This window comes from Allomesorhizobium aridi (genome assembly GCF_043769475.1).
Lineage (GTDB): Bacteria > Pseudomonadota > Alphaproteobacteria > Rhizobiales > Rhizobiaceae > Allomesorhizobium.
The window spans coordinates 3,092,046-3,117,576 of the sequence record NZ_CP171729.1; the positions used below are offsets into that span (position 1 = coordinate 3,092,046).

Annotated in this window: 20 protein-coding genes and 1 pseudogene; 5 read left to right on the forward strand and 16 right to left on the reverse strand. The window is 62.5% G+C overall.

What is annotated here, in order from left to right:
* Positions 1-265: 265 nt before the first annotated feature.
* The 4 genes and pseudogenes from ACG873_RS17160 to ACG873_RS17175 all read right to left on the reverse strand — a co-directional run bounded on the left by ACG873_RS17160 (position 266) and on the right by ACG873_RS17175 (position 5,109).
* Positions 266-1,720: an aldehyde dehydrogenase family protein gene (locus ACG873_RS17160; protein WP_394893316.1), complete on the reverse strand. Its 1,455-nt coding sequence runs from the start codon at positions 1,718-1,720 to the stop codon at positions 266-268.
* A complete protein-coding gene (locus ACG873_RS17165) occupies positions 1,717-2,991 on the reverse strand; it encodes an NAD(P)/FAD-dependent oxidoreductase (protein ID WP_394893318.1) in 1,275 nt (424 codons plus the stop codon). The genes ACG873_RS17160 and ACG873_RS17165 overlap by 4 nt, the downstream gene beginning before the upstream one ends.
* 61 nt (positions 2,992-3,052) lie before the next feature.
* Positions 3,053-4,223: pseudogene (locus ACG873_RS17170) on the reverse strand (alanine racemase).
* A gap of 19 nt (positions 4,224-4,242) precedes the next feature.
* On the reverse strand, positions 4,243-5,109 hold the full coding sequence (locus tag ACG873_RS17175; protein ID WP_394893320.1) for a GNAT family N-acetyltransferase: 867 nt from the start codon (positions 5,107-5,109) through the stop codon (positions 4,243-4,245).
* A 309-nt stretch (positions 5,110-5,418) separates the two neighbouring features.
* Here ACG873_RS17175 and ACG873_RS17180 point away from each other — a divergent pair, with 309 nt between their 5' ends.
* Positions 5,419-6,357, forward strand: a complete 939-nt coding sequence (locus ACG873_RS17180) for an ornithine cyclodeaminase family protein (RefSeq protein WP_394886165.1) — start codon at positions 5,419-5,421, stop codon at positions 6,355-6,357.
* 56 nt (positions 6,358-6,413) lie between these two features.
* On the opposite strand, the gene ACG873_RS17185 is transcribed toward ACG873_RS17180, so the two are convergent.
* The 5 genes from ACG873_RS17185 to ACG873_RS17205 all read right to left on the reverse strand — a co-directional run bounded on the left by ACG873_RS17185 (position 6,414) and on the right by ACG873_RS17205 (position 13,087).
* Entirely contained in the window at positions 6,414-7,724 is a 1,311-nt protein-coding gene (locus tag ACG873_RS17185) for an NAD(P)/FAD-dependent oxidoreductase (protein ID WP_394886167.1), read from the reverse strand.
* Between the two features lie 58 nt (positions 7,725-7,782).
* Positions 7,783-8,661, reverse strand: a complete 879-nt coding sequence (locus ACG873_RS17190; protein WP_394886169.1) for an ABC transporter permease — start codon at positions 8,659-8,661, stop codon at positions 7,783-7,785.
* A 34-nt stretch (positions 8,662-8,695) separates the two neighbouring features.
* Positions 8,696-9,646 carry an ABC transporter permease gene (locus ACG873_RS17195; protein WP_292207844.1) on the reverse strand — a complete coding sequence of 317 codons (951 nt, stop codon included), beginning with the start codon at positions 9,644-9,646 and terminating at the stop codon, positions 8,696-8,698.
* A 67-nt stretch (positions 9,647-9,713) separates the two neighbouring features.
* On the reverse strand, positions 9,714-11,384 hold the full coding sequence (locus tag ACG873_RS17200; RefSeq protein WP_394886171.1) for a peptide ABC transporter substrate-binding protein: 1,671 nt from the start codon (positions 11,382-11,384) through the stop codon (positions 9,714-9,716).
* Between the two features lie 38 nt (positions 11,385-11,422).
* A complete protein-coding gene (locus tag ACG873_RS17205; RefSeq protein ID WP_394886173.1) occupies positions 11,423-13,087 on the reverse strand; it encodes an ABC transporter ATP-binding protein in 1,665 nt (554 codons plus the stop codon).
* Between the two features lie 748 nt (positions 13,088-13,835).
* On the opposite strand from ACG873_RS17205, the gene ACG873_RS17210 reads away from it, so the two are divergent.
* The 3 genes from ACG873_RS17210 (at position 13,836) to ACG873_RS17220 (ending at position 16,808) form a co-directional block, all read left to right on the forward strand.
* Complete coding sequence (locus ACG873_RS17210; RefSeq protein WP_394886175.1) at positions 13,836-15,161, forward strand: NAD(P)/FAD-dependent oxidoreductase; 1,326 nt, start codon at positions 13,836-13,838, stop codon at positions 15,159-15,161.
* An 86-nt stretch (positions 15,162-15,247) separates the two neighbouring features.
* Positions 15,248-16,321, forward strand: coding sequence for a tartrate dehydrogenase (locus ACG873_RS17215; RefSeq protein WP_394886177.1), 1,074 nt, complete (start codon positions 15,248-15,250; stop codon positions 16,319-16,321).
* A gap of 10 nt (positions 16,322-16,331) precedes the next feature.
* Positions 16,332-16,808 (forward strand): Lrp/AsnC family transcriptional regulator, encoded by a 477-nt coding sequence (locus tag ACG873_RS17220; protein WP_394886179.1) that lies wholly within the window; start codon positions 16,332-16,334, stop codon positions 16,806-16,808.
* A 39-nt stretch (positions 16,809-16,847) separates the two neighbouring features.
* On the opposite strand, the gene ACG873_RS17225 is transcribed toward ACG873_RS17220, so the two are convergent.
* Both ACG873_RS17225 and ACG873_RS17230 read right to left on the reverse strand, forming a co-directional pair.
* Positions 16,848-18,224: an aspartate aminotransferase family protein gene (locus ACG873_RS17225; protein WP_394886181.1), complete on the reverse strand. Its 1,377-nt coding sequence runs from the start codon at positions 18,222-18,224 to the stop codon at positions 16,848-16,850.
* A gap of 14 nt (positions 18,225-18,238) precedes the next feature.
* Entirely contained in the window at positions 18,239-19,081 is an 843-nt protein-coding gene (locus tag ACG873_RS17230) for a GNAT family N-acetyltransferase (protein ID WP_394893572.1), read from the reverse strand.
* A 319-nt stretch (positions 19,082-19,400) separates the two neighbouring features.
* Between ACG873_RS17230 and ACG873_RS17235 the strand changes: the two genes are divergently transcribed.
* Positions 19,401-20,090, forward strand: a complete 690-nt coding sequence (locus ACG873_RS17235; protein WP_394886183.1) for a haloacid dehalogenase type II — start codon at positions 19,401-19,403, stop codon at positions 20,088-20,090.
* 107 nt (positions 20,091-20,197) lie between these two features.
* On the opposite strand, the gene ACG873_RS17240 is transcribed toward ACG873_RS17235, so the two are convergent.
* The 5 genes from ACG873_RS17240 to argE all read right to left on the reverse strand — a co-directional run bounded on the left by ACG873_RS17240 (position 20,198) and on the right by argE (position 25,365).
* Positions 20,198-21,673: an NAD-dependent succinate-semialdehyde dehydrogenase gene (locus ACG873_RS17240; protein WP_394886184.1), complete on the reverse strand. Its 1,476-nt coding sequence runs from the start codon at positions 21,671-21,673 to the stop codon at positions 20,198-20,200.
* A 20-nt stretch (positions 21,674-21,693) separates the two neighbouring features.
* Positions 21,694-22,737, reverse strand: coding sequence for a tartrate dehydrogenase (locus ACG873_RS17245; protein ID WP_394886186.1), 1,044 nt, complete (start codon positions 22,735-22,737; stop codon positions 21,694-21,696).
* Positions 22,738-22,927: 190 nt separating this feature from the next.
* Positions 22,928-23,284: a cupin domain-containing protein gene (locus ACG873_RS17250; RefSeq protein WP_394886188.1), complete on the reverse strand. Its 357-nt coding sequence runs from the start codon at positions 23,282-23,284 to the stop codon at positions 22,928-22,930.
* Between the two features lie 14 nt (positions 23,285-23,298).
* Positions 23,299-24,222 carry a 2-hydroxyacid dehydrogenase gene (locus ACG873_RS17255; protein WP_394886189.1) on the reverse strand — a complete coding sequence of 308 codons (924 nt, stop codon included), beginning with the start codon at positions 24,220-24,222 and terminating at the stop codon, positions 23,299-23,301.
* Positions 24,223-24,240: 18 nt separating this feature from the next.
* Positions 24,241-25,365: an acetylornithine deacetylase gene (gene argE, locus ACG873_RS17260; protein ID WP_394886191.1), complete on the reverse strand. Its 1,125-nt coding sequence runs from the start codon at positions 25,363-25,365 to the stop codon at positions 24,241-24,243.
* Positions 25,366-25,531: the final 166 nt, after the last annotated feature.

Sequence of the window (25,531 nt, forward strand, 5' to 3'; positions counted from 1 at the left end):
TAGTTAGTGTGTCAAAATAACCATTTGAAATCAACTACTTATGATATCAAAGACCCTGGAATCAGGACAGAATCTGCGGGTCAAGGGTTCCGTTTGCACGCTGCAGTACGACAGCAACGGGAGTCTGCTCGCCAGTTGTACTTGAGTGACGCGACTCGTGACGAGTAACACGAAGATCGCCCGAATGAGCTGAAGCGCGCTGAAGGCAGCCGACGGCGTAGATGACGTCACCGGCGTGCCCTATGCCCATTGGCGACGATATGGCCTAGAAATAGCCCAGGATGGATTTAACTTCGAGATACTCCAACATGCCCTCTAGTCCGTACTCGCGCCCGTTTCCGGATTGTTTGAAGCCGCCGAACGGCGCGTGGGGATCCCACGCTGGGTAGTTGAGATGCACCTGACCGGCGCGGATCCGCGACGCGACGTCTTTGACGGCCTCCATGTCCTTGCCCTGCACATGAGCCCCGAGGCCATAGACGGTGTCGTTGGCGATGGCGACGGCCTCGTCCACGGTGTCGTAGGGGATGATGCAGAGAACCGGCCCGAAGATCTCCTCCTGGGCGATGCGCATGTCCGTGCGCACCTCGGAAAATATGGTCGGCTTGACATAGAGCCCGGCGTTCAGACCGCCCGGACGACCCGGTCCGCCGGCGAGAAGCTTGGCGCCTTCCGAAATGCCGACGCCGATCATGGTCTGGATCCGGTCGAACTGGGCACGGTTGGCAATCGCACCATGGGTGGTGGTCTCCAAGAGAGGATCGCCCACGACGATCTCGTCCGCGGCGCGCTCGGCGATCGACTCGATCTCGGCAAGCTGAGCGCGCGGCACGATCATGCGCGTCGGCGCGCTGCACGACTGGCCGAGGTTGCGGAAGCCAGCGGCGATGCCGAGCGAAACGGCGCGATCGAAATCGGCGTCGGGCAGGATCACGTTCGGCGACTTGCCGCCGAGCTCCTGCGCGACGCGCTTGACCGTCGGCGCGGCCGCCTGGGCCACCGCAATGCCGGCACGGGTAGAACCGGTAATCGAGATCATGTCGACATTCGCATGGGACGCAAGACCCGCCCCGACGCAGGGGCCGTCGCCATTGACCAGGTTGAAGACACCGCCGGGGAAGCCGGCTTCCTCGATCACCTCGGCGAACAGTAGAGCGCTCAAGGGAGAAAGCTCGCTCGGCTTCAGCACGACCGTGCAGCCCGCGGCGAGCGCCGGCGCGACCTTGGCGGTGATCTGGTAGAGCGGCCAGTTCCACGGAGTTATCAGCGCGCAGACACCGATCGGTTCGTACGTAACGGCGGTGTGGCCGCGCTGCTCGACGAAGGGGAAGGTTGTCAGGACATCGCGAGCGGTCTTCACATGGGCGATCGCGAGTGGCACCTGCGCGGTGCGCGCATATCCAATCGCTGCGCCCATCTCGAGGGTCAGGCATTGCGCGAGCAGTTCACTGCGCGCCTCGAGCAACTCCTGCAGGCGGTCGAGCGGACCCGCGCGGTATTCCGGCCTGGTCCGGCTCCAGCCGGCGAAGGCCCGGCGGGCCCCCGAGACCGCCGCGTCGACGTCCGCGCCGTTTCCGAGCGGAAACCGGACCACGACCTCTTCCGTGGCCGGATTGACCACGGCGCCCTTGGCGGTGCCCCTCGGCTCGCGCCATTCGCCGCCGATGAAGAATCTGTCCAGGCGGCCGTTGCGGGACAGGTGTTCGAGGGGCGGGGTCATGTCACCAGGTCCTTCATGCGGTAATAGACACCGAGGATCGGCAGGAACCAGGGACGCCCGAAGTATCCAGGGATCGCCGGCCAGTCGAAATCCTTCCAGGGGTTCAGGTCGGGGCGCCCGTCCATGACATCGGTCATGATGCTGCCCATCAGCGTCGACATATGCGTGCCGTGGCCGCTGTAGCCCATCGAGTAGAAGATGCCGTCGCGCTCCCCGGCGCGCGGCAGGCGGTCGCGGGTCATGTCGACCATGCCGCCCCAGCAGTAGTCGATCCGGGTGTGGGCCAACTCCGGATAGACCTCGACCATCGCCGCTTTCAGGATCCGGCCGCTCTTTTCGTCGGATTGCGGATTGGACACCGCAAACCGGGCCCGCCCGCCGAACAGCATGCGATTGTCCGGGGTCAGCCGCCAGTAGATGACGAGGTTTCGCGTGTCGACGACATTGCGGCGCGCCGGCATGAGGCGCTCGATTTGTGAAGGCGACAGCGGTTCCGTAACGATCAGGAAGGCGCCGACCGGCACGATTCGGCGGCGGATCCATCCGAGCGGACCGACCTTGGAAATGCCGCTCGCCAGCAGAACCTGCCGCGCGACGATCTTGCCTCGAGGGGTCTCAACCTCGTGCCCGCCGGCGCCCTTGCGCATGGCCATGACCGGAGCATGTTCATAGACCTCCGCGCCACGCCGCGCGGCTGCGGTCGCCAGTCCTCGGACGAAACGCCCGACATGCATGTTGGCGCTCTTGGGGAACAGCAGCCCGCCGTAATAGCGGTCGGTCCCGACCTCGCTGCGCAGATCTGTGCGCGCGATCATTCGCGTTCCGGGGTCGACATTGGTTGCCAGCAGCTCCTGGCTTCGCGCCAGCATGTCGTAGTGCTCGGGTTTGGCGGCAAGCTTGAGCTTGCCGACGCGCAAGAAGCTGCAGTCGATCTGTTCTTCCTCGACAAGCCGCTCGACCATATCGACGCCAGCGTCGAAGGCCTTGTAGAGCGCGTTCGCGGCGTCCGTGCCGTACTTGCCGGCCATGACCGCATAATTCTGAGCAAAGCCGTTGTTACACATGCCGCCATTGCGCCCGGACGCGGCGTTGCCGATTGTTTCGGCCTCGAGCAGGGCGACCCGGGCGCCCTTTTTGGCGAAGGCCAGTGCGGCGGAGCACCCCGTCAGACCGCCGCCCACCACGGCCACATCGTAGTGACCTTCGAGGGGTCTCGACGAGCCGTCATCGAACGGCTGAGACGTATCCAGCCAATAAGATGTAAACTTCATAATTGCACCACCAGAGCGTCAGTTTGCATGGGCGCCATGCAAAGCGTGGAGACCGGAACTCCTACCAGCCGCGGATCCGCTCCCACCGCGCTTCGATCTCGGGGCTCTCGCCGTTGACGACGCTGTAGAAGTCGTGCTGCGCGGCCATCGCGCAGGCATGGTTGGGCAGGATCCGCACCCGCGTACCGACCGGCAGCTCGGGCATGCGCTTGCCGGGGCCGGGGCGCATCGCGAGGATGCCGTGCTCCTGGCTGGCCTGGGACACGATCACGTCTTCGAGCACCCGCCCCTTAGCGTCGCAGACCACCCCGTAGCCCTGGTCGACCTTCTGGTTCGCGGTTCCACGGTCGCGCGAGAGCGCCATCCACCCGGCGTCAACCAACACCCAACCCTTTTCCGGCTTGGCGCCGATCACGGTGGCCAGCACGGAAACCGCAATATCGTCGATAGCACAGACCCCGACCCCATGCTGGACGAGGTCGAAGAACATGTAGACCCCGGCGCGCAACTCCGTAACGCCTTCCAGATTTTCGGCGAAGTGCGCCGTCGGCGTCGAGCCTAGGCTGACGATCGGGCAGGCATGGCCGTGGGCGCGCAGAATTTCGGCGGCGCGCACGGTGGCCGAACGCTCGTTCTCGGCTGCCTCGACCAACGCATCGGGCATGCTCAAGCCGTAGGACTCGCCTGCATGGGCGAGGACGCCGACGAGGTTGGCTCCCGCTGCGACGACCCTATCGGCCACCTCGAGCAGCTTCGGATCGTCCGGCTTCAATCCACCGCGATGGTCATCGCAGTCCAGTTCGATGAACACGGACGGCGTCACGCCGGTGGCCGCGCGCACCTCGGCCAAAGCATCGGCCTGCTCCACAGTATCGAGCAGCAGCTTCAGATCGACGCCCGTCCGGCGACAAAGCTCCATGGCGCGGGTCGCCGAAGCGGGCGACATGCCGACCGCATAGGTCATGTCTCGAAAGCCGTGGCCCGCGAAGTATTCCGCCTCGGCAATCGTCGAGACCGTAATCGGGCCGGGTTCGCGGGGGAAGACGTGTCGGGCGACGTCGATGCTCTTGGCCGTCTTCATGTGCGGGCGCAGCACTACGCCTAAGCTTTTAGCGTGCTCGGCGAGACGCTGGATGTTGCGCTCGAGCTCGGCCTCGGTCCAGAAGCAGCGACGGGGTGATGAGGACGTCGATCGTTTTGGCCGCCTCACGCACTTTTGCGTTTGTCTCCATCTTTCCCTGTCCTCATTTCCTAACCGAACGACTGGTTCGCCAAGGCATACATGCGTGCTGGCCCATCGGAGACGGGCCGCTGCCCCCTGACCATGGCGGTCGCGTAACCGACCTGCTTGAGGCCCACGCGCTCCAGCCAGTCGCTCAATCCGTGTTCGGCATAGACGTCGATGCGTACGAATTGCCCCTTGAGCTTCGCAAGCTGGGCGAGGATCAAGAGTTGCGCGTCTTGTGCGCTTTCGGCTGCAACAGGGCCGACCACGTAGCCGCGCCCGAACCTCCGGGCGATGGCGTAGCCCGCAACCCCTCCCACGCGGTCGATGACCACCACGTTGCCCAAATCGGCAAGCGCAGCCACCATCGACGGCCGAGGCATGCCCGTGGCCCGTTCGTCGAAACCCTGGATCGCCGCGAGGTCTAAAACGGTCGCGGGACGGATGTCGTCGCTGGCATCCGCCATCGCGGCGACGATCAGTGGGCCCTGGTGCTGAAGCACGGCGCCCCAAGGCGTGAAGCCGCGTCGCTTGTAGAGCGTGAGCCCCTCTTCGGTCGAGTTGAGCAGTACGTCGCGCCCGTCCGTCGCCTCAAGCAGCCCATTGAAGAGCTGCGAGCCGTAACCACCGCCTTGCGCGGAGGCGGTGACGATGATCATCCCGGCGGTGGCATGGGCCTGTCCGTAGTTCCACCACATGGCCGTGCCGATCACTTCGCCTGCCCGCTCCAGGACCAGGCCCTGACCGACCGTCGCGGCAAATTCCCAGTCCTCGCGGCGATAAGGCCAGACCATCTCCTGCGACAGCTTCAGAGCGCCCGGCACATGGCGGGTCTCGAATTTCATCAGCTCAATCGGGAGGCTGACGATATTTCTGTCATGCTCAACGGCCATAAGTGCAACGCTGTCTCTTGGTCCGAGGTCGATTTGAAGTCGGACCTTAAAGTCGCGCCCGGCAGGCAGATTTCCCTGCTGTTTTGCCCTGTTAACTCGATGGGATCATTCGTTTTGACCCCGTCCCTCGGCATACAAAACGGCACAAATCGGGTGAAAACTACTCATCTGCCGCCCTGCGTCGCCCATCATGGTTGCCAGTCCGAGTAACGTCCGAGCCTCTATACCGATTAATCTCGGCTCTGACCAACGCCATGTACCGGAACACCTTGCAGCGATTAGCCGCCTGGTGCCCACAAGGAAGCTTGGATGATCTACATCAGCGAAGAGGAGTCTGCCGCCCTCGTCACACATGAACTTGCCTTCGAGGCGGCGCGGCAAGCTCTCGTGGCCGCAGCATCCAAGCAGAGCGGCGTCTTTCCTGCAGTTCTCGGGCGCTCGCGGGAAGCGACCAACACCTTCTCAATCAAGTCCGGGTGGTCGGACAACCTGACCGGCGTGAAAATTGGCTCTTTCTGGTCGGGCAACCCGGCACGTGGCCTTCCCCGCCACAACTCCACCATCGTGCTGCTCGATCAGCATACAGGTCGGCTCGCCGCCGTAGTCGAGGCCGGGAAGGTCAACGCCTACAGGACGGCCGCCGCCGACGCGGTTGCGGCCGATCTTCTTGCGCGGAAGCAAGCCAAGGTTCTTGCGATATTCGGCGCCGGCAACCAGGCGGGCTTCGAAGTGAGGGCGCTGGCGCGCATCCGCCCAATCGAAACCGTGCTTGTCGTGGCCCGGCCTTCGCCGCGCCGCGACGCTTTCGTCGAACGTGTCAACGATTGGGGTCTGAAGGCGCGCGCCGTATCGGCCGAAGAAGCCGTGCGCACGGCCGACATCGTGGTGACGGCGACACCCTCACCCGAACCGCTGTTCGATGCCGCGTGGGTCGAACCCGGAACCCATATCGTCAGCATGGGGTCGGACGCTCCGGGCAAGCGCGAATTGCCGAGCCAATTGTTGTCTAGCGTAAGTCTGTTCTGCGACCTGCCCTCCCAATCTCTTGAGATCGGCGAGTTCCAACACGTGCGCGATGCGATCGACGCCGGTGTGCTTGCGGTAACACCAATCGGCGACGTCATTGAAAAGCGTTCGCCCGGACGCCGTTTCGACAACGAAATCATCGTCTTCGACAGTTCCGGTATCTCCCTGCAGGACCTCTACATGGCCGAAGCGCTGATCCGCGCAAAGGCGTCCCACCGCTGACATAGTGCTAGCCCGCGGCTCCGTAGAGGATGCCCCTCAAAAAGAATGCCCGCTTGTCAGCGGCTGGCGCGCCACCAGGCGATACGGTCCAACAGTGCGTAGCCCTTGATAACGGCCGGCATGAACCACGGATCGCCATGATAGAGCGGGATGGCCGCAGGCGGCCGAAAGTCGAATGCGGTGCGCGCCTGCTCACCATGTCCCATCAGCTTGTGGGCCGCACGCGTGCCGACCCACGGCGCCCAGACGACGCCCGAACCGCAGAAGCCGGTGGCGTAGACCACGCCGTCCTTCTCGAAGATGCGGGGCAGCATGTCGCGGTGCATCGCCACATTGCCAAACCAGCTGTGGGAAAGGCGAACCCTCTCCAGCTCCGGGAAAAGTTCGACTAGCCCGTTGCGCAGACGGATCGTCGGCGCTGCCGGATCGCCTACGCGCGAGCTGTCGCGGCCGCCCAGCAGAATGCGCCTGCCGTCCGGCGAAGGGCGGTAATAGAAGCCAAGCTCGCGGCCCTCGCCCATCATCATCAGCTTCGGCATCAGGCGGGCCATCATCTCAGGCGCGAGTTCCTCGGTGGCAATAATCCGGCTGCGAACGGGAACCAGCCGGCGGCGGAGGAAGGGACTGGCCCCATCGGTATAGCCGTTCGTGCAGACCAGAACCTGCCGCGCCTGCACCGTTCCGGCCGAAGTGGCGACGCGGAACCCCGACCCATCCCTCTCGATAGAGGTCACGGGCGTGTTTGAATGCACCGTCAGACCCGAAGCGAGCGCCACCCGCAGGAGCTCGGCGTGGAACTTGGCCGGGTGCAGCCCACCAATGTCCTTCCGCACCACGCCGCCGCGGTAAAAGTCGGTCCCGATGTAGTTGCGCTGCTCCGCATGGGGAACGGAGTAAGATTCGACCGCAAGTTTCTTCGCCAAAGCCTCGGCGCCGCGGGCCATCTTCTCGTACTGCTCGTATCCGAGGGCCCCTTTGAAAAGGCCGACCAGCTTGAAGTCGCAGTCGAGCTTTTCCGTTCTGATGAAATCGTAAAGGAATTCGCGCGCGATCTTGCCCTCGGCCTCGATCGCCATGGCTTTCTCTTCGCCGAAGCGCCGGGTGATGGTGGCATAGTCCAGCCGGATACTCCCGCTCGTAATTCCGCCATTGCGCGTTGAAGCACCCTCGCCCGGATTCGTCCCATCAAAAGCTGCAACCGAGCGTCCTTCGCGCGCGAGCGCGAGCCCGGCCGCCAGCCCGGCGTAGCCGGCGCCGACGATCGCCACATCAAGCTTCTTGGCCAAGGGCTGCGGCGGCAGCGGCGCGACGGGCGCCGCCTCCCACCAGTAGGGTGTATTCTTGTCGGCGACTTTGGGCTCGTGCACGTGAGTGACTTCTCGCTGCGTTTGCTGGATCGGGAATGGGCCGTGTTTGCCGGCGAGATCAGACCCGATCGTCTCGCACGTCGAGCGCATCGCGCAGTCCGTCGCCGATGAAGTTGAAGCTGGTCACAGCGATCGTGATGGCGGCCCCGGGGATGATCGCCAGCCAGGGTGCACTGTCCAGATACTGCTGGGCGCCCTCGAGCATGTTGCCCCAGCTGGGCAGCGGCGGCTGAATGCCGTAACCCAGGAAACTGATATAGGCTTCCAGCAGGATTGCACGCGCCACTGTCAGCGTCGCGGCCACGATGATCGGACCCATGGCGTTGGGCAGGATCTCGCGGAACATGATATGCGTGCCACTCAACCCCACCATGCGCCCGGCCAACACAAACTCGCGCTCGCGCAATGACCGTACCTCGGCCTCGACAATTCGGGCTACCTCCATCCAGCTGGTGATAGCGACGATGACGGTGACCATAGCGGGGCTCGGCTTCAATGCCGCGGCCAAGGCCAGCAACAAGAAGATGGAGGGGAACGACAGGAAGCCGTCGACCGTGCGCATCAGTGCTGCACCGATCCAGCCGCCGCGGTAGCCCGCGATCACGCCGACGAGCGTTCCGATCAGCGTCGACAGCAGCATGGCGAAGAATGCCACCAGCAGTGAGGTCCTCCCCGCCATGAACAGCCGTGCGGCCACGTCCCGCCCAAGCGGGTCGGTTCCGAGATAGTGGTCACCGGTCAGCGGCGGCGAAAAGCGGGCGCGCAAATCGATGTAGAGGGAATCATAGGGCAGAAGATGAGGGCCGAAGACGCATGCCAGCGTGAGAAGTGTGATCATCGCCGCTCCCAGCAACGCCAGATGATGGCTCGTGAAACGGCGCACCGTGCGGCTGCGCCACCAGCGGCTTGGTTCTGCATTTGCGGCAAGAGCGGTCATTTTTCTGCCTCCTGTTGGGCGTGAGGTTACGCGCTCAACCCAGACGAATGCGCGGGTCGACGATCGCCACCGCGATGTCTGCGATCAGGTTGCCCAGGATGACGAGGATGGCTGAGAACATCAGCAGTCCCATCACGACCGGGTAGTCGCTGTAACCGAGGCTGTCCAAGAACAGTCGACCCATCCCCGGCCAGGTAAACACTGTCTCCGTCACCAGCGCGCCGGTCAGGATGCTGGGAAGCTGCACTCCGGCCAGTGTGATCATCGGCAGAAGCGCATTGCCGACGACGTGCTTCATGATGACCCGGCGCTCGCTCAGGCCCTTGGCGCGGGCGGTTTTGACGAAATCCTGGCTGATGGCATCTAGCGTCGCAGTGCGCATGTAGCGGCTCCAGATCGCGACATGCACCAGCGACAGCACGATGCTTGGCAGGATCAGGTGATGCAGGTAGTTCAGAACCGAACCGTCGCCGATCGTGTACATGTTGCCTGCAGGCAGCCAGCCTAGCTGCAGGGAGAAGATGTAGATGCCGACGAGCCCGAACCAGAAGGTCGGGATCGACAGCGCGACCATTGCTCCGACCGTGGCCATATGGTCGAACAGCGAATAGCGGTGTGTGGCGCCGCGGATGCCGATCCAGGTGCCGATCGCAATTGCAATCGCAGTGGACGTACCCATCAGCAGCAGCGTGGCAAAGACGTGCCGGCCAATCACTGCCAGTACAGGCGTGCCGTCGCGGAAGGAGTGGCCCCAGTCGCCCTGGAGAAGCCGCCAGGCCCAGTCGAGATATTGCATCAAAAGAGGACGGTTCAGCCCTAATTGCTCTTTCAGGCGATCGAGATCGTCCTGCGTCATGCCGGGATCGAGCCCGAATTGCGCCAGTGGGCCGCCCGGTAGCAGGTTCAGGACGACGAACCCGATGACCGACACGATCAGGAGCAGAATGAGGCTCTGTGAGAGCCGGTTGAGCAGGAAGCCGCGCATTCAACTCTCCTCTTTCAAGACAGCGCCGATGACTGGCCGCCGCCGCAATGCGGCGGCCAGATGTATGTCAGGCCTTCCAATGCCATCCGGCGGCATACCAGGATGCGACGCGGGCGTTGGAATTTGCCTCGAAACCGTCCAGCCCTTCCTTGCGGCCGAACACATTGGCGTAGGCAAACAGAGGCAGGAACGGCAGATCCTGACGCACGATTTCCTGCACACGCAGATAGATGGCGCGCCGCGCCTCCCGATCGAAGGTGCGGGCGCCCTTATCGAGCAGCGCATCGACCTCCGGGTTGGAGTATTGGCCTGTGTTCGAGCCCTTTCCGCCCTTCGCGACGATCGCCTTGGTGTGCAGGCGGTTGGAAACGTCGGGGTCGCCCGCGATGACATTGGTTACACCGGAGATCGCTGACTCGAACTGCGATTTGAGCCAGAAATCGCCCCACATGACGGCGGCCGGCAGATTCGAGATCGTCATCTCCACCCCGATCTCGGCGAATGTCTGCTGCAAGAACTGCTGCGTCTGCTCGCGCAGGTGGTTGCCGGAGGTGGTGGAGTTGGCGAACGACAGACGCACCCCGTCCTTCACTCGTATTCCATCAGCTCCGGGTACCCAGCCGGCCTCGTCGAGGATCTGGCGCGCGCGCTCGATGTTGAACTCCTGCGCCGGCAGGTTCGGATTGTAGTAGTAGGAATTCTGCGGCATGAAGGTCTCGGTGGGGTTGTGGACCCCGTAATAGAGTCCTTCGAGGATCGCTTTCCTATCTATCGCGGCGTAGAGCGCCTGGCGGACCGCCGGGTCCTTGAATTGTGGTTTCTCAAGATTGAGATAGATCGACTCGACCGATGCCCCGCGCTCCAACATGACCGCGCGATCCGGTAGTTTGCTGGCTTCCTCATAGTGGTCGGCGGTTATGAATGCCTGGTCGACAAGATCAATGTCGCCGCTCTTGAACTGGGTATAGAGCACTGTCATGTCGGGGATGTATTTGAAGACGAGCCGCTCCAAATAGGGGCCCTCCCCTGCATAGTCCGTGTTCGCGACGAGTTCGATGTGATCGCCGGCGATGCGCTGCGCCCACTTGAATGCGCCAGTGCCGACAGGCGCCTGATTGAAGGCGGCGGCGTTCGGGTCGGCCTCTTTTTCGAGGATATGCTTGGGAACCATGAAGGTTTCGGCGAGAAACGACAGGTAGGGGGCGAAAGCCTCCTCCATCCGCCATGTGAGCTCGGTCGGCGAGACCACCTTGATGTCGCGCACCAGCGCATGGCCCGCCGTGCGCCACGCGCGGAATTTCGGATTGGTGATGAGCTCAAGCGTGAACTTCACGTCATCGGCCGTGAAGGGTTGGCCGTCGTGCCAGCGGACGTCATCACGCAGGCGGACGCGCCACAAAAGTCCATCCTCCGAGATACCGCCGTTTTTTTGGCTTGGCACTTCGACCACAAGATTGGGCTGGAGAACGCCCTTGGAGTCCATTCGAACGAGTGCATCAAACACTGAGAAATGCACAGCGTCGTCACACTCGGTATGCGGCATCAGTGGATTGAAGACGGTGGGTTCCTGCGAGAATCCGACGATGACGCGGCCGGTTGGGCTGGCTGGTGGGTTCTGGGCGAAGGCGGGTTTGCCCAACAGATTGGGCGCAATGAGGCCTGCAGCCCCGCCTATCGCCATCAAACGCAGTGCATCGCGCCGCGAGTACGTTGATTTGGTGTTTGAGCGTTCTGTCATTGGAATTCCCCTTGTTCTGGCGGTACCCGCCGTGGCTCTTACCCATTTGCTGCAACCGGACGGGTAGATCCCGGCTGCTCTCCAGGAATCGCCGCCACCAGCTCGCGTGTGTAGGCTGATTGCGGGTCGAGGAAGATTTGCGAGGGGGGACCGGATTCCACGATCCGCCCTTTCTGCATCACCGCGATTTCGTCGCAGATCTGGCTGGCGACGCGCAGATCGTGGGTGATGAAAATCATCGAAACACCGGTCTCCCGCTGGATTTGATCCAGCAGCTTCAAGATCTGCGCCTGGATCGACACGTCGAGCGCCGACACGGCCTCGTCCGCGATCAGCAGCTTCGGCCTGAACATGAGCGCACGGGCGATGCCTATGCGCTGGCGCTGCCCACCGGAAAATTCATGCGGATAGCGGCCGAAGGCGCCGGCATCGAGCCCGACATGAGCAAGAAGCGCCTTCGCCTCTTCACGCGCCTGGGCATAGGGCGTGCCGTGTGCGACTGGGCCAACGGTCAGGATGTGGCCGACAGTTGAGCGCGGGTTGAGCGACGCGAAGGGGTCCTGGAAGACCATCTGGACCCGGGGTCGCAGCGGGCGGAACTCGGCTTCGGAAAGCTTGGCGATGTCGCGGCCCTCGAACAGAATCCCGCCGCAGTCGCTGTCCAGCAGCTTGATCAGAAGCCGGCCCAGCGACGATTTGCCGGAACCGCTTTCGCCCACAACGCCGAGTGTGCGTCCTGGCGCGAGTTCGAATGAGACTTCGTTGACCGCGGGCACGACGCGCTGGGAGCCGAACAGGGAACTGCCGGTGCGGTAGGTCTTCACCAGGCCCTCGACCTTCAGGATCGGCGCTTTGTCGGCCGTCTCCAGAGGGATGCGGTCCTCGCCGGTCAGGTGCGGAACGGCTGCGATAAGGCGCCGGGTATAGGGATGGCTGGGCGACTGCAGGACCTGTTTGGCGCTACCTTGCTCGACGATGTGGCCCTTCTCCATCACGACCACGCTGTCTGCGATCTCGGCCACGACCCCGAAGTCATGGGTGATGAACATGACGCTCATTCCCTTGCGTCGCTGAATCTCGCGGATCAGCTCGAGAATCTGCGCCTGCGTGGTCACGTCGAGCGCCGTCGTCGGTTCATCCGCAATCAGGATCGTGGGCTCGAGTGCGAGCGCCATGGCAATCATCACCCGCTGCCGCTGCCCGCCGGAGAGGCGGAACGGATACTGGTGGTACATGAGTTCCGGGTCCGGCAGTCCCACCTCAGTCAGCAACTCGATAGCGCGGCCGCGACGGGATTTCGGAGAGCCGACGCCATGCGCCGCCATGACCTCGTCGATCTGTGCACCCACCGTCATCAGCGGATTGAGCGCCGAGAGCGGGTCCTGAAAGATCATCGACACGACGCGGCCGCGCAGGCCGCGCAGCTTGTCCGGCGGCATGCCTATGATGTTCATCCCGCCGAGGTGGATAGCGCCCGAGGAGACGTGGATCACCCGAGGCAGTAGCCCCATGATGGCGTTGGCGGTAACCGACTTGCCGGAGCCGGACTCGCCAATGACGCACAGAATCTGGCCGCGTTTCAGATCGAAGGAGATGTTCTCGACGGCATGGGTTCTTTCCATGCCTTCCGGCAAATTCACCGTGAGGTCGCGCACCGAAAGCGCCACATCGTGGGGAGCTACAGGCTGGATGCTTGCGACCATCGCGATCACCTCCCCTTCAACCGAGTGGGTCCACTCTGTTGCGGACCGCATCATCGCCCTTTGAGCATAAGCGCCTCGCCGCAGGGGCCTGAGTCTGGCCATCTCGGCGCTTCGTGCCCTGAGGCTGCGAGAAACGGATTCTGCTCATCCTGGCGGCTCCCTTTATGAAATCCGGTCCGTATACCGGACACTGTTCCCTTTTCTTGGAGAACTCTCCGAAGGCGTAAGCCCCGCCTATCGGAAGTCCTCTGGAGCTTGCCTGCCATCAGGAAGGGTTGCTCCGTTCTTTCAGCCAGTTTGACTGTTTTGTTTCCGCATAGTCGTCGAAATTTGGCCCTCGGGCGGCAGGAACTTCTGAAAAGAACGTCACGTTCGGCATTTCACTCTGCTCCCGTTCCGGCGCAGAAACCGAGATCGGACACCACGCCCTTCGTCCGGTAATTCGCGCGCGACAGGCCTTGCCGTCGCGCGGTTGGTGTCCCGTGCGGCCCAGCAATGGCGGCAGGGGATTGCGGGATCAAGGTCGACAACTGCGCGCCGCGTCCCGAAAAGCCCATGCGTCGATTACGACACTGGATGAAGTGTACTCCTGCTTGCCCCGGCGAGTTCGGCGCCGGCGAATTTTTCGGCAAACAATTACCTGTTCTGTGGGCCGCAAACCGCAGGAAGTTCCGTCCAGGCATGAACTCCGCAGCCTGCCTCTGCGGGCCGCAGGTTAGGATGCTTAAAATTGCCGGAGTCCCGTTTCATGCCCGCGCCGCTCATGCACATCGATTCCAGCCCATCCCTGCCTCGCGAGGCGGACGTCGTCGTCATCGGCGGCGGCGTGGCAGGCGTATTCACGGCATATTATCTCGCGCGCCGCGGCGTCAGCGTCACCCTGCTGGAGAAAGGGCGCGTAGCCGCCGAACAGTCCAGCCGCAATTGGGGCTGGTGCCGCCAGCAGAACCGTGACGCGCGCGAGCTGCCGATGGCAACCAAGAGCCTCGATCTCTGGGAGAAAGTGGCGCAGGAGACTTGCGAGGATACCGGCTTTCGCCGTTGCGGACTTCTGTATCTCTCACAGGACGAAAATGAGCTCGCAGGCTGGACAAAGTGGCGCGACTTTGCACGGACCGCCGGAGTGACGACGCACATGCTGGGCGCGGAAGAAGCCACCGAACGGGGCAAAGCGACCGGCCGCAAATGGAAAGGTGGCGTATTCTCGCCAACTGACGGAACGGCAGACACTTCCAAGGCAGTGCCGGTTGCCGCGCGCGGCATCATGGCTGCGGGCGGAACCGTACATCAGAATTGTGCTGCGCGCGGCCTGGAGCTGAGCGCCGGCCGGGTGAGCGCTGTGGTGACTGAAGCAGGTACCATCCGGACGAAGACCGTTGTCATGGCCGGAGGCGCGTGGGCCTCATCCTTCTGCAATCAGCTCGGCATTCGTTTTCCTCAGGCTTCCGTGCGCGCTTCGATTCTTGCGGTGGCGCCCGGAGCAAGCGAACTGCCGGATGCCTTGCATACCGCGCGCGTATCGCTGACGCGGCGCGGCAACGGTGGATACACGTTGGCCATCAGCGGGCGCGCGTGCGTCGACCCAACCCCGCAGCAATTCAGGTTCGGCCGCGAGTTCGTGCCCATGTTTGCGCGCCGTTGGCGCAGCCTGGTGCCCGGCGGAGCCAAGGGTTGGTGCGCGGGTCACGAAACCTTGGCGAAATGGGCGCTCGACGATGTGACGCCGATGGAGCGGAACCGGATACTCGATCCCAAACCAGACATGGGGCAGATTCGCCTTACGCACCAAAGAGCCTGCGAGTTGCTGCCCGAACTCAAGCGCTTTGCTATCTCCGATGCCTGGGCGGGCTATATCGACAGCACGCCCGATGGCGTCCCCGCAATCGGTGAAGTGGAGGGGATTCCGGGCTTTATCTTGGCGGCGGGATTTAGCGGTCACGGCTTCGGGATCGGTCCCGGCGCCGGGCACCTGATTGCCGACATCATCACAGGCTGTGACCCGATCGTCGACCCCGGTCCCTACAGGCCGGAGCGTCTGAAGATGGCTGCATGGGGCAAGGTCGCTGAATTCTGAGAAGGCCGGTTTGCCAACGTCCAGCCGGTCGCACACGAGATTGAGGCCGCGAGGCGGCCAGCACTGAAAACAATGGGGAAGTTCGCATGCGTGAATACCAGATTGCCGCCATACCAGCCGACGGGATCGGCCCAGAAGTCATCGCTGCGGGCCTCCAGACGCTCGAGACGCTCCAACAGCGCTGCGGCGACTTCAAGCTGCGCGTCCAGCACTTCGACTGGGGCTCAGACTACTACAAGGCCCATGGTCGGATGATGCCCGAGGACGGTATGACGCAACTGAAGCGTTTCGACGCTGTCTTCTTTGGCGCGGTCGGCGCCCCCGATGTGCCTGACGACATCACTCTCTGGGGCCTCCGGCTGCCGATTTGCCAGGGCTTTGATCAGTACGCGAACGTGCGGCCGACCAGGATACTGCCTGGTATTGCTTCTCCGCTGGCGGGCGTTGGCCCTGGCGATCTGGATTGGGTGATCGTGCGGGAGAATTCCGAGGGCGAGTATTCGGGCCATGGCGGCCGCGCCCATCGCGGCCTCCCCGAGGAGGTCGGTACTGAAGTCGCGATCTTCACGCGCGTCGGTGTCACCCGCATCATGCGCTACGCATTCCGGTTGGCGCAGTCGCGGCCGCGAAAACTTTTGACCGTCGTCACCAAATCCAACGCCCAACGACATGGCATGGTAATGTGGGACGAAATCGCCGCCGAGGTGGCACGGGAATTCCCGGACGTCACGTGGGACAAGATGCTGGTTGATGCTATGACGGCGCGTATGACGCTGAAGCCACGGAGCCTCGATACGATCGTTGCCACCAACCTTCATGCCGACATATTGTCGGACCTTGCAGGCGCGCTTTCGGGCAGCCTCGGTGTAGCACCGACCGCCAATATTGATCCCGAGCGGCGCTATCCCTCGATGTTCGAGCCTATCCACGGCTCGGCATTCGACATTGCCGGCAAAGGGATCGCCAACCCCGTGGCCACCTTCTGGACCGCTGCCCAGATGCTCGAACATCTGGGCGAAAGCGAAGCGGCCGACCGGCTGATGCGCGCTGTGGAATCGGTGACAGGGGAAGGCGTGCTGACGCCGGACGTTGGTGGCACCGCGACCACGCAGGAAGTAACGGACGCCGTTTGCCGGACGATCCGCGGTTCGAACGTGTGACAGGTTTCTGATGAAGCTCGACAAGATCGACATCAAAATTCTCTCCGAGCTGCAAAAGAACGGGCGCATATCCAACGTCGAGCTTGCCGAGCTGGTGTATCTGTCACCGAGCCCCTGCCTGATGCGGGTCAAGAAGCTTCAGGCGGAAGGCTTCATCACCGGCTATTCCGCCCAGATCGACGTCTCCAAACTCGGGCAGACGTTGACGGTCTTCACCGAGATCACGCTCAGGAACCATCGGCAGAACGACTTCGCGCGGTTTCTTGCCACCGTCGAGAAGATCGATTCCGTCATCGAATGCCATCTTGTTTCAGGCGGGTACGACTACCTGGTGAAGTTTGTCACAGCGGGAATCACCGAATACCAGACGGTCATGGAGCGCCTTGTCGAAATGGACATCGGCATCGACAAATATTTCAGCTTCGTCGTGCTGAAATCCCCTATCGTGAAATCTCACCTGCCGCTCGACGCCATATTCGACCAATGAGGAAGAGGCTGCCCGCGCATGCGGCGGCAGTCTGGACGATCATCTTTTCATCGCCGCCCGCACGTCCTTGTCTTCGAGTGTTTGATCCAGCGTCATCCGCGTGCGTTCGAGGATTCCATCGATATCGTCTTCGGTGCAGCAGAGCGGCGGCGCATAGCCCAGGATGCCGCTGTTGAAGGCGCGGATGACGAGGCCGTTCGCCCATGCGCGGTCGAAAATACGGCGACCCGGATCGGCTGCCGCCGGCAGGGGCGTCTTGCGCTCCTTGTCAGTGACCAGCTCGACCGCGGCCAGCATGCCGCGACCGCGAATATCGCCAACCAGCGGGTGGTCGGCGAGCGAGCGAAGGCCTTCCATCAAGCGCTTCCCGGCCTTCCGCCCGTTCTCGATCAAACCCTCTTCGTAGAGACGCAGGCATTCAAGCCCCACCGCCGCGCTCACGGGATGGGCTGAATAGGTGTACCCATGGCCGACAGGCGCTTTGCCGGCTCCGTCCGCGATCGTATTGTAGACGTGGTCCGACATGAAAACCGCGCCCATCGGCACGTAGCCCGAGGTCAGTCCCTTCGCCGTGGTTATGAAATCCGGCACCACATCGTCCTCTTCACAGGCGAAGAGCGGGCCAGTGCGGCCAAAGGCGGTGATGACTTCGTCGGCAACGAACAGAATGTCGTGTTCCTTGCACACGGCGTGCAGGGCCTTCAGCCAGCCTGTCGGTGGAACGAGGACACCGCCCGAACCCTGAATGGGTTCGGCGTAGAAGGCCGCAACGCGGTCCGCGCCGAGTTCCGCGATCTTGGCGCGCAGGGCCGCGACCGATGCGTCGATAATCGTCTGCGGATCGGAACCGACCGGATTGCGATAGGCGTAGTGCGAAGGGATTTTATGCTGCCAGTCGTATGGGACACCGAAACCCGCATGGAAAGCTGGGATCGCGGTCAGACCTGACCCTGCCGTCGAGGATCCATGGTAGCCATACTCGACCGAGATGAACTGGTCCTTCGTCGGCGTACCCTTGGCATGGTAGTAATAGCGAATGAAGCGGATCGTACTGTCGACTGCGTCTGAGCCGCCAAGCGTGAAATAGACATGGTTCAAATCTCCGGGCGCCAGTTCGGCAAGCCTGGCAGCAAGACGAATGGCAGGCTCAGACCCCAGGCCGAAATATCCCGTCGCATAGGGAAGCTCTCTTAGCTGCTTTGCGGCTGCTTCAACGACGCTTTCCTGGCCGTATCCGATGTTTACACACCATAGCCCTGCGAATCCGTCCAGCAGGGTTTTTCCGCTCGCATCGGTTACTGTTGCGCCCTTGGCGGATTTGAGCACCCGCACGCCCGTCTCCTCGTGGCTCCGATAGCATGAAAACGGGTGAACCAGATGTGCGCGATCGAGTTCGATCAGTGAGTTTGCCAGCATTTCTTCCTCCGATTTCAACCCAGTGCCTGACTAACCAACGCATATGCGCGGTGATGCGCGGACTTGCTTTCTTTGTGCGTGGCCATGGAGCGTCGCATCGTGATCCCACCGCCGACGTGCGCGAGCCCGCGCCCGGTGAGCCATTCAGCAAGATCCGTCGAAACGTCGGTATCGACACGGACGAACTTGCCCTGATGATGGGCGAGCAGAAAGTCGACCAGGGCTTTGGCCTCGGTACCGTTTCTCGCCACCACCGGCCCGATGACCAGCCCCCGGCCGAATGGCCGGATGGCGGAAAAGGCCTGGGTATCGCCTTCATCGCGAATGACAGCGAACTTCGCGCGCTCGAGAAGCAGCTTCATCAGCGCCGAACGGTCATGGCCAAATGCCTCGCGATCCAGCACACCGAGGCGGGCAAGATCGCCGCTCTCGGCCCAGGATACACGTGCCGGCGCGAAAACAGGCAATGCCTCGCCCTGATGCTGTACGATCTCGCCAGTGGCGACGAAGCCCAGCTTCTCGTAGAGCGGCAGGCCTTCCCGTGTCGCCACCAGGTAACAGGTGCGCTCACCCGCCTTGGCAAGCGCCTCTTCCATCATCTGCCGGCCAAGCCCGCGGCCGCGCATTGCGGCATCAACGATGACCATGTTGATGGTGGCGGCATCGTCGCCATAAGGGGTCATCAAGATCGTCGCCACCACGCGTCCCTCTTCCAAAGCGACAATCCCCCGGCTGACCGAATGGGCCAGCTCCCAATCGTCGCGGCGATGCGGCCATTTAACTTGGCGAGACAACTCGACGGCACCTTCCAGATGCCCCGGCGCCATTGTTTCAAGCGTGATCTGTCCTGCGGTCATGAGCATTTCTGGCCTTCGTCTTCAGGTGCTCACAGTAGACCACCAAAGACGGCAGTTCCTCCCGACCGGCAGCCATGCGCCACGCGTTTTCACTATCCTTCGCCGCTCGCGCCGCATCTTCTGCCGAAGCATGGCCGACGGGCCGCGCTGCTCCCAAAGCTCGAAAGGACTTGGCGCAACTCTCTGCCAAAGCCGCGATGCAATACGAAACGATCTGCTTCAGGCCGCGGCGAATGCGGCCATTAGTCTTCCAGGTCGCCGACTATGGTGATTGCGGTACAGGCAGGCTGTGCCGAGAGAAATTAGGAGGATAGTCGCCATGTCGACGTTCAGACCGAAATACATCACCTTCGACTGCTACGGCACGCTGACCAATTTCGATATGGCTGGTGCCGCGAGACGCATCTATGGCTCGCGACTTTCGCCGGCCGCGTTGACGCAGTTCATCAAGGACTTCGCCGCCTATCGCTTGGACGAGGTTCTTGGCGCCTGGAAGCCCTACCTCGATGTCGTGCACAATTCCGTGGAACGCACCTGCAAGCGCAACGGCGTCGCATTCCGGCCCGAGGATGCCCGGCGCATCTATGAGGAAGTTCCGACATGGGGCCCGCACCCGGATGTGCCAGCGGGTCTGGCCAAGGTGGCGAAGGAGATTCCTCTGGTAATCCTGTCGAACGCCATGAACAGCCTGATAATGTCGAACGTCGACAAACTCGGCGCGCCCTTCCACATGGTCATCACGGCGGAGGAGACTGGCGCTTACAAGCCCCAAATGAAGGGCTTCGAGTACATGCTCGACAAACTCGGCTGCGGGCCGGAAGACATTACTCACGTCTCCTCCTCCTTCCGCTACGATCTGATGACCGCCTACGATCTCGGCATCAAGAGCAAGGCGTGGGTGAACCGCGGCCACGAGCCCGCGAACCCCTTCTACGAGTACACCGAGGTCAAGGATATCGGCGGGCTGGCCGCCGCGGTCGGCCTGGATCCCGTTCGGGAAGTTGCTTGAGGCTGGCGGGCCTCCGGCTATCGCATCATACAGTATCGAATGAGAAAGGGGCGGTTCGACCGCCCCTTTCTCATTGCTGATCTCGCTCTTGAGATTCGGAAAAGCTTCTAGTTCAACCCGCCGACGTGGAGCGTCTTGACCTCGAGATATTCCTCTATCCCGAGCTGCGATCCTTCGCGCCCAAGCCCCGACTGCTTCACGCCGCCGAAAGGCGCGACCTCTGTCGAGATCAGGCCGGTGTTGAGCCCGATCATGCCGAACTCCAGCGCCTCGGCGACACGCCACGACCGCTTGAGGTTTTCCGTGTAGAAATAGGCGGCAAGGCCGAAGGGCGTTCCGTTGGCGATCGCGATCGCTTCTTCCTCCGTCTCGAAGCGGAAGAGCGGAGCCACGGGGCCGAACGTCTCTTCCGACGCCAGGAGCATTTCGGTCGTGGCGTCGCCGAGCAGAATAGGCCGGGTGTATTGCTTGCCTTCCGGCACTGCTTCGCTCCGGGCAATTATCCGGGCGCCTTTCTCCAAAGCATCGGCGACATGCCGCTCGATCTTCTCGATGGCGGCACCATTGATCATCGGCCCGATGACGACGCCCTCCTCTGTACCCGCGCCAACCTTCATCCCTGCAACTTGGCTGGCGAGCTTCGCAGCAAACGCCTCATAGATGCCGGCCTGCACGAGAATGCGGTTGGCACAGACGCAGGTCTGGCCGCCATTGCGAAATTTGGAGTTTACCGCCCCTTCGACGGCGAGATCGAGATCTGCGTCATCGAAGACGATAAAGGGCGCATTCCCGCCGAGTTCCAGGCTGAGCCTCTTTATGCCGTCGGCGGCACCCTTCATCAGAAGCGCGCCGACGCGGGTCGAACCGGTGAAGGAGATCTTGCGCACCGTTTCGTTGGCCATCAGCTCTTTGCCGATCTCCGCCGGCATGCCGGTTACGATGTTGATAACGCCTGCCGGGATGCCCGCTCGCTCCGCCAGGACGCCGAGCGCGAGCGCCGAAAATGGTGTGAACTCGGAGGGCTTGACCACTACCGTGCAGCCGGCGGCAAGGGCGGGCGCAACCTTGCGCGTGATCATCGCGTTGGGGAAATTCCACGGGGTGATGACGGCGCAGACGCCGACTGCTTCCTTGAGAACCAGAATGCGGCGGTCGGTAGTGGGTGACGGAATGGTCGAGCCACCAATCCGGCGCGCCTCCTCCGCGAACCATTTCACGAACGACGCGCCGTAGCGGATCTCCGCGAGCGCCTCGGCGAGTGGCTTACCCTGTTCCAGAGTCAGCAGGAGCGCCAAATCCTGTTCATGCCGGCGAATGAGGCCGTGCCAGCGTTCCAGCAGTCCCCCGCGCTCGGCATGAGTCTTCCTCTTCCAACTCCTGAACGCTTCGGCCGCAGCACCGATCGCGGCCCTGGTCTCGTCGCCCCCCATGTCGGGAACGGTGCCGAGAACAGTCAGGCTGGCAGGGTTGGTGACCTCGGCGACGGCCTTTGTATCCGCTTCCCGCCAGACACCGCCAATCAACGCCTGCTGGCGGAACAGGTCCGCATCGTTAAAGGTGCCAATCTTGGTGATCGCATTCATGGTCTTTTTCCTCTGCCCTTTCAGCTAAATGCCGCAAGCACGGCTCGCGTGATTGTTTCAGTCCGGTCCTTGCCTGCGATCGTGCCTATCCCCTGCGCGGTCACCGACTCGATTGCCGACATCACTTCGGACGCTGCATGCCCCTCGCCCAGATGCTCGAGCATCATCGCACCGGACCAGATCGCGGCGATCGGATTGGCGATGCCGAGATGCGCGATGTCGGGCGCCGAACCATGGACCGGCTCGAACATCGAAGGCGCGCTGCGATCGGGGTTGATATTGGCCGAGGCGGCATAGCCCAACCCGCCCTGGATGGCTGCTCCAATATCCGTGAGGATATCGCCGAACAGATTCGAGGCGACGATCACATCGAGGCTTTCCGGTGCCAGGACCATCCGCGCGGCAATGGCGTCGATGTGGTAGTGCGAGACCTCGACATCGGGAAAATCTCTCGCCACCTCGCGCGTGACCTCATCCCAGAAGACCATGGAATGTTTCTGCGCATTGGATTTAGTGACCGATGCGAGCTTCTTGCGCCGCGCCCGCGTCTGTTCGAAGCCGAAACGGAGGATCCGTTCGACACCGGCACGCGTGAAGATCGCAGTCTCAACCGCGACCTCATTGGCCGTGCCGGAATGGACGCGCCCGCCGGCGCCGGAATATTCGCCTTCCGTGTTCTCGCGAATGCAGAGGATGTCGAAGCCCTCTGACCGGAGGGGACCCTGAACTCCCGGCAACAGCCTGTGCGGTCTTATGTTGGCATACTGCGTAAATCCTTTCCGGATCGGCAGCAGCAGCCCGTGAAGCGACACCGAGTCGGGCACTTCCGCGGCCCAGCCGACGGCGCCGAGACAGATCGCGTCGAATTTCCGCAGTGTCTCGATGCCGTCCGGCGGCATCATCACGCCGGTTTCCAGGTAGTAGGCGCAGGACCATGGGAACCGTGTGCCATTAAGTGCGAAACCGCCCCGCTTTGCCGCCGCCTGCATCACCTGCCATGCCGACTCAGTCACATCCTTGCCGACCCCGTCGCCGGGAATGAGTGCTATGGAGTAGGCTTTCATGGACGCCACCTGGAGGTCGATAAACACGCTTCTTGGATTCTCGATTGGTGAGACAATAGTCGACCGCGCGCCGCATTTTTCATCGAGGATGAGCCGCCTGACGGCGTCGAATCGCGTCAGGCGGGACTTGAAAAGTCGATTGTTCTGGAACCGCCGCGCGCTCTATTCGGCCGGACCTTGAGCATTGAACTCAGTCATAAACGCAGACGTAGATCTTGCGCACGGTCTCGATCGTGCGCCAGACGCCGACGAAGCCGGGCTTCATCACGAAGCTGTCGCCGGTGCGATAGGTCTTCGTCTCGCCGCCCTTCTCCTCGATTTCGATCACACCCGAAATGATGTGGCAGAACTCGTAGGTAGTGCCCTTGATGGAATGCGTCTCGCCGGGCGTCGCTTCCCAGACACCGGTCAGAACCTTCTCACCTTTCGAGGCATCCTGCGCCCAGGTCTTGAACGATGGAGTGCCCGAAATGAGCCGCTCCGGTAGCGGCAGCGCCTCCTTCGGCGTGAAGGCGGGATTTGTGTCGACCGTAATCAGAAGTGACATGTGAGGTTTCCTTGTTAGTAGCCGAGCGTCCGATCGACGAGGCCGATCAGGACCTTCCCGGCGCGGTGGCGCCGGATGTTGTCCACGGCGGATTGCGCCGCCGTATGCGGTTGCGTCACCGAGGCCATGTGCGGCGTTATCATCACCTTCGGATGCGACCACAGCGGATGGTCTTCCGGGAGCGGTTCTGGATCAGTGACATCAAGCATCGCCGCAGATAGATGACCGGTGCCGAGCGCGTCGATCAGCGCCGCCTGGTCGAGTTGCGGACCCCTGCCGACATGTAGCAGCCGCGCGCCCGGGGGCAGTAAACCGAAGAACTCTGCATTGAGCATGCCGCGCGTTTGTTCCGTCAGCGGCAGCAGGCAGACGAGAATATCCGTTTGCTTCAGAAAGCCCGCGAGTTGGTCCGCACCGTGAAAACAGGCGACGCCCTCGATCTGCTTTTCGCTGCGGCTCCATCCGGCCAGAGGAAACCGAAACGGCTTCAGGCGCTCGATTGCCGCCTGTGCCAGCATGCCAAGGCCCAAGAAGCCGACCCGGCGTTCGGCCGCCTGTTGAGCGGCAATGGGTTGCCAGGAACACCTCTTCTGCTGCTCGAGATAGGCCGGTAAGTCGCGGTGGAGTGCCAGCACGCCGAGCGCGACATATTCCTGCATCATGCGGATGATGCCGTCCTCGACCATGCGCACCAGTTTCACTTGGTGTGGCACTATGTCCTGATTGAACTGATCGACCCCCGCCCCGATGGAAAACAGTACTTCCAGATTGCGGTAGCGCGAGATGTCGTCCGGCACCGTCCACGTGATGAGATAGCGGATCCTCTCAGGCTCCACCCCGTGGCCGGACTGGAAGAATTCCAGGTCCGGGAGTTCGCGTGCGAATACCTCGCGAAAGACCGCCCCGCGGGCGGCATCGGAATGGAAAAGAAACGCCATGGGACCTGCCCTCCCTCGTTACGCAGCAAGGCGCGCGCCGAGATCCTCGATCATCTTGCGGCAGGCCATGAGTTCCGCGACCTCGACATATTCGTCGGCACGATGGGCACGGCCGATGTCGCCGGGTCCACAGATGACCGCGTCGATGCCGGCCTGCTGATAAAGCCCGGCCTCCGTGCCGTAGCTGACGGCGTTGAGCGGCTTCTGCCCCGTCAGCTCGGTCAGAACGGCGGTCAGTTCACTCTCCTCCACGGGCGCAAGAGCGGGATAGGAACTTAGCTCGTGCCAGGCCACCTCGAAGCCGTTCTCGCGCAGGGCGAATAGCCGGGCCTTCACCGGCTCGAGTAGCGAAGTCGGGGAAACGCCCGGCACGGCACGCACCTCGATATCGGCAGTGGAGCGGTCAGGGATGATGTTGACGGCCTGCCCCCCAGCAATCACGCCGACCTGCAAGGATGAGTATGGCGGTTCGAAGTTGTGGTCGAGATGCCGCTCTGCCAGGGATTGGCCGTAGGCTACGGCGTGCGCGATTACGCCGGCCATCGCGTGTATGGCATTGAGCCCCAGATCGGGCCGTGACGAATGGCCGGATCGGCCGATCACCTCGAGCCGAGCGGCGGCCTTCCCTTTGTGCGCACGCACAGGCTGCATCCGGCTCGGTTCGCCGACAATCGCGCTGAGCGGCTTCTCGCACAGGCTCGGCAGAGCGGTTAGGAGATGCGGCACGCCACGGCACCCCGCCTCCTCATCATAGGAGAATGCGAGATGAACTGGCTGCCGCAGGTTCATCGCTGCAAGCCCTGGTAGCGCGTCCAACGCGCAGGCGAGAAAGCCCTTCATGTCGGTTGTGCCGCGGCCGTAAAGCTTGCCGCCCTCGCGGCGCAGAACGAAGGGATCGGAGCTCCATTCCGGCTCGCCGGCCGGCACGACATCCATATGTCCGGAGATGATGTAGCCCCGACACTCGCGCGGGCCGATCGTGACGAACAGGTTTGACCGGTCGCCCTCGGGGCCGGTGAGGACCGTTACGTCGGCTCCGGCTGCTCGACAGTAGTTCCTGATCCAATCGACAATCGCGCCGTTTGGCGTGCCCACAACAGAGGGAAATCCAATCAGCCTCGCGAGAATCTCTTCCACGTTCATGGCGGCCACTCTGCTTGCACACTTCGCCGGATACGACGAGCTTAACCGTAGGCAGGAGTGTTCCCTGCCGAATCGCGTCATGCTTCGGCCGAAGATTGCGAAAAAGCGCCTCGAACCAGCGGAACCTGCTGGCTTTCCCATGTAAGGTTGCGGCAAAAGAGGCTGC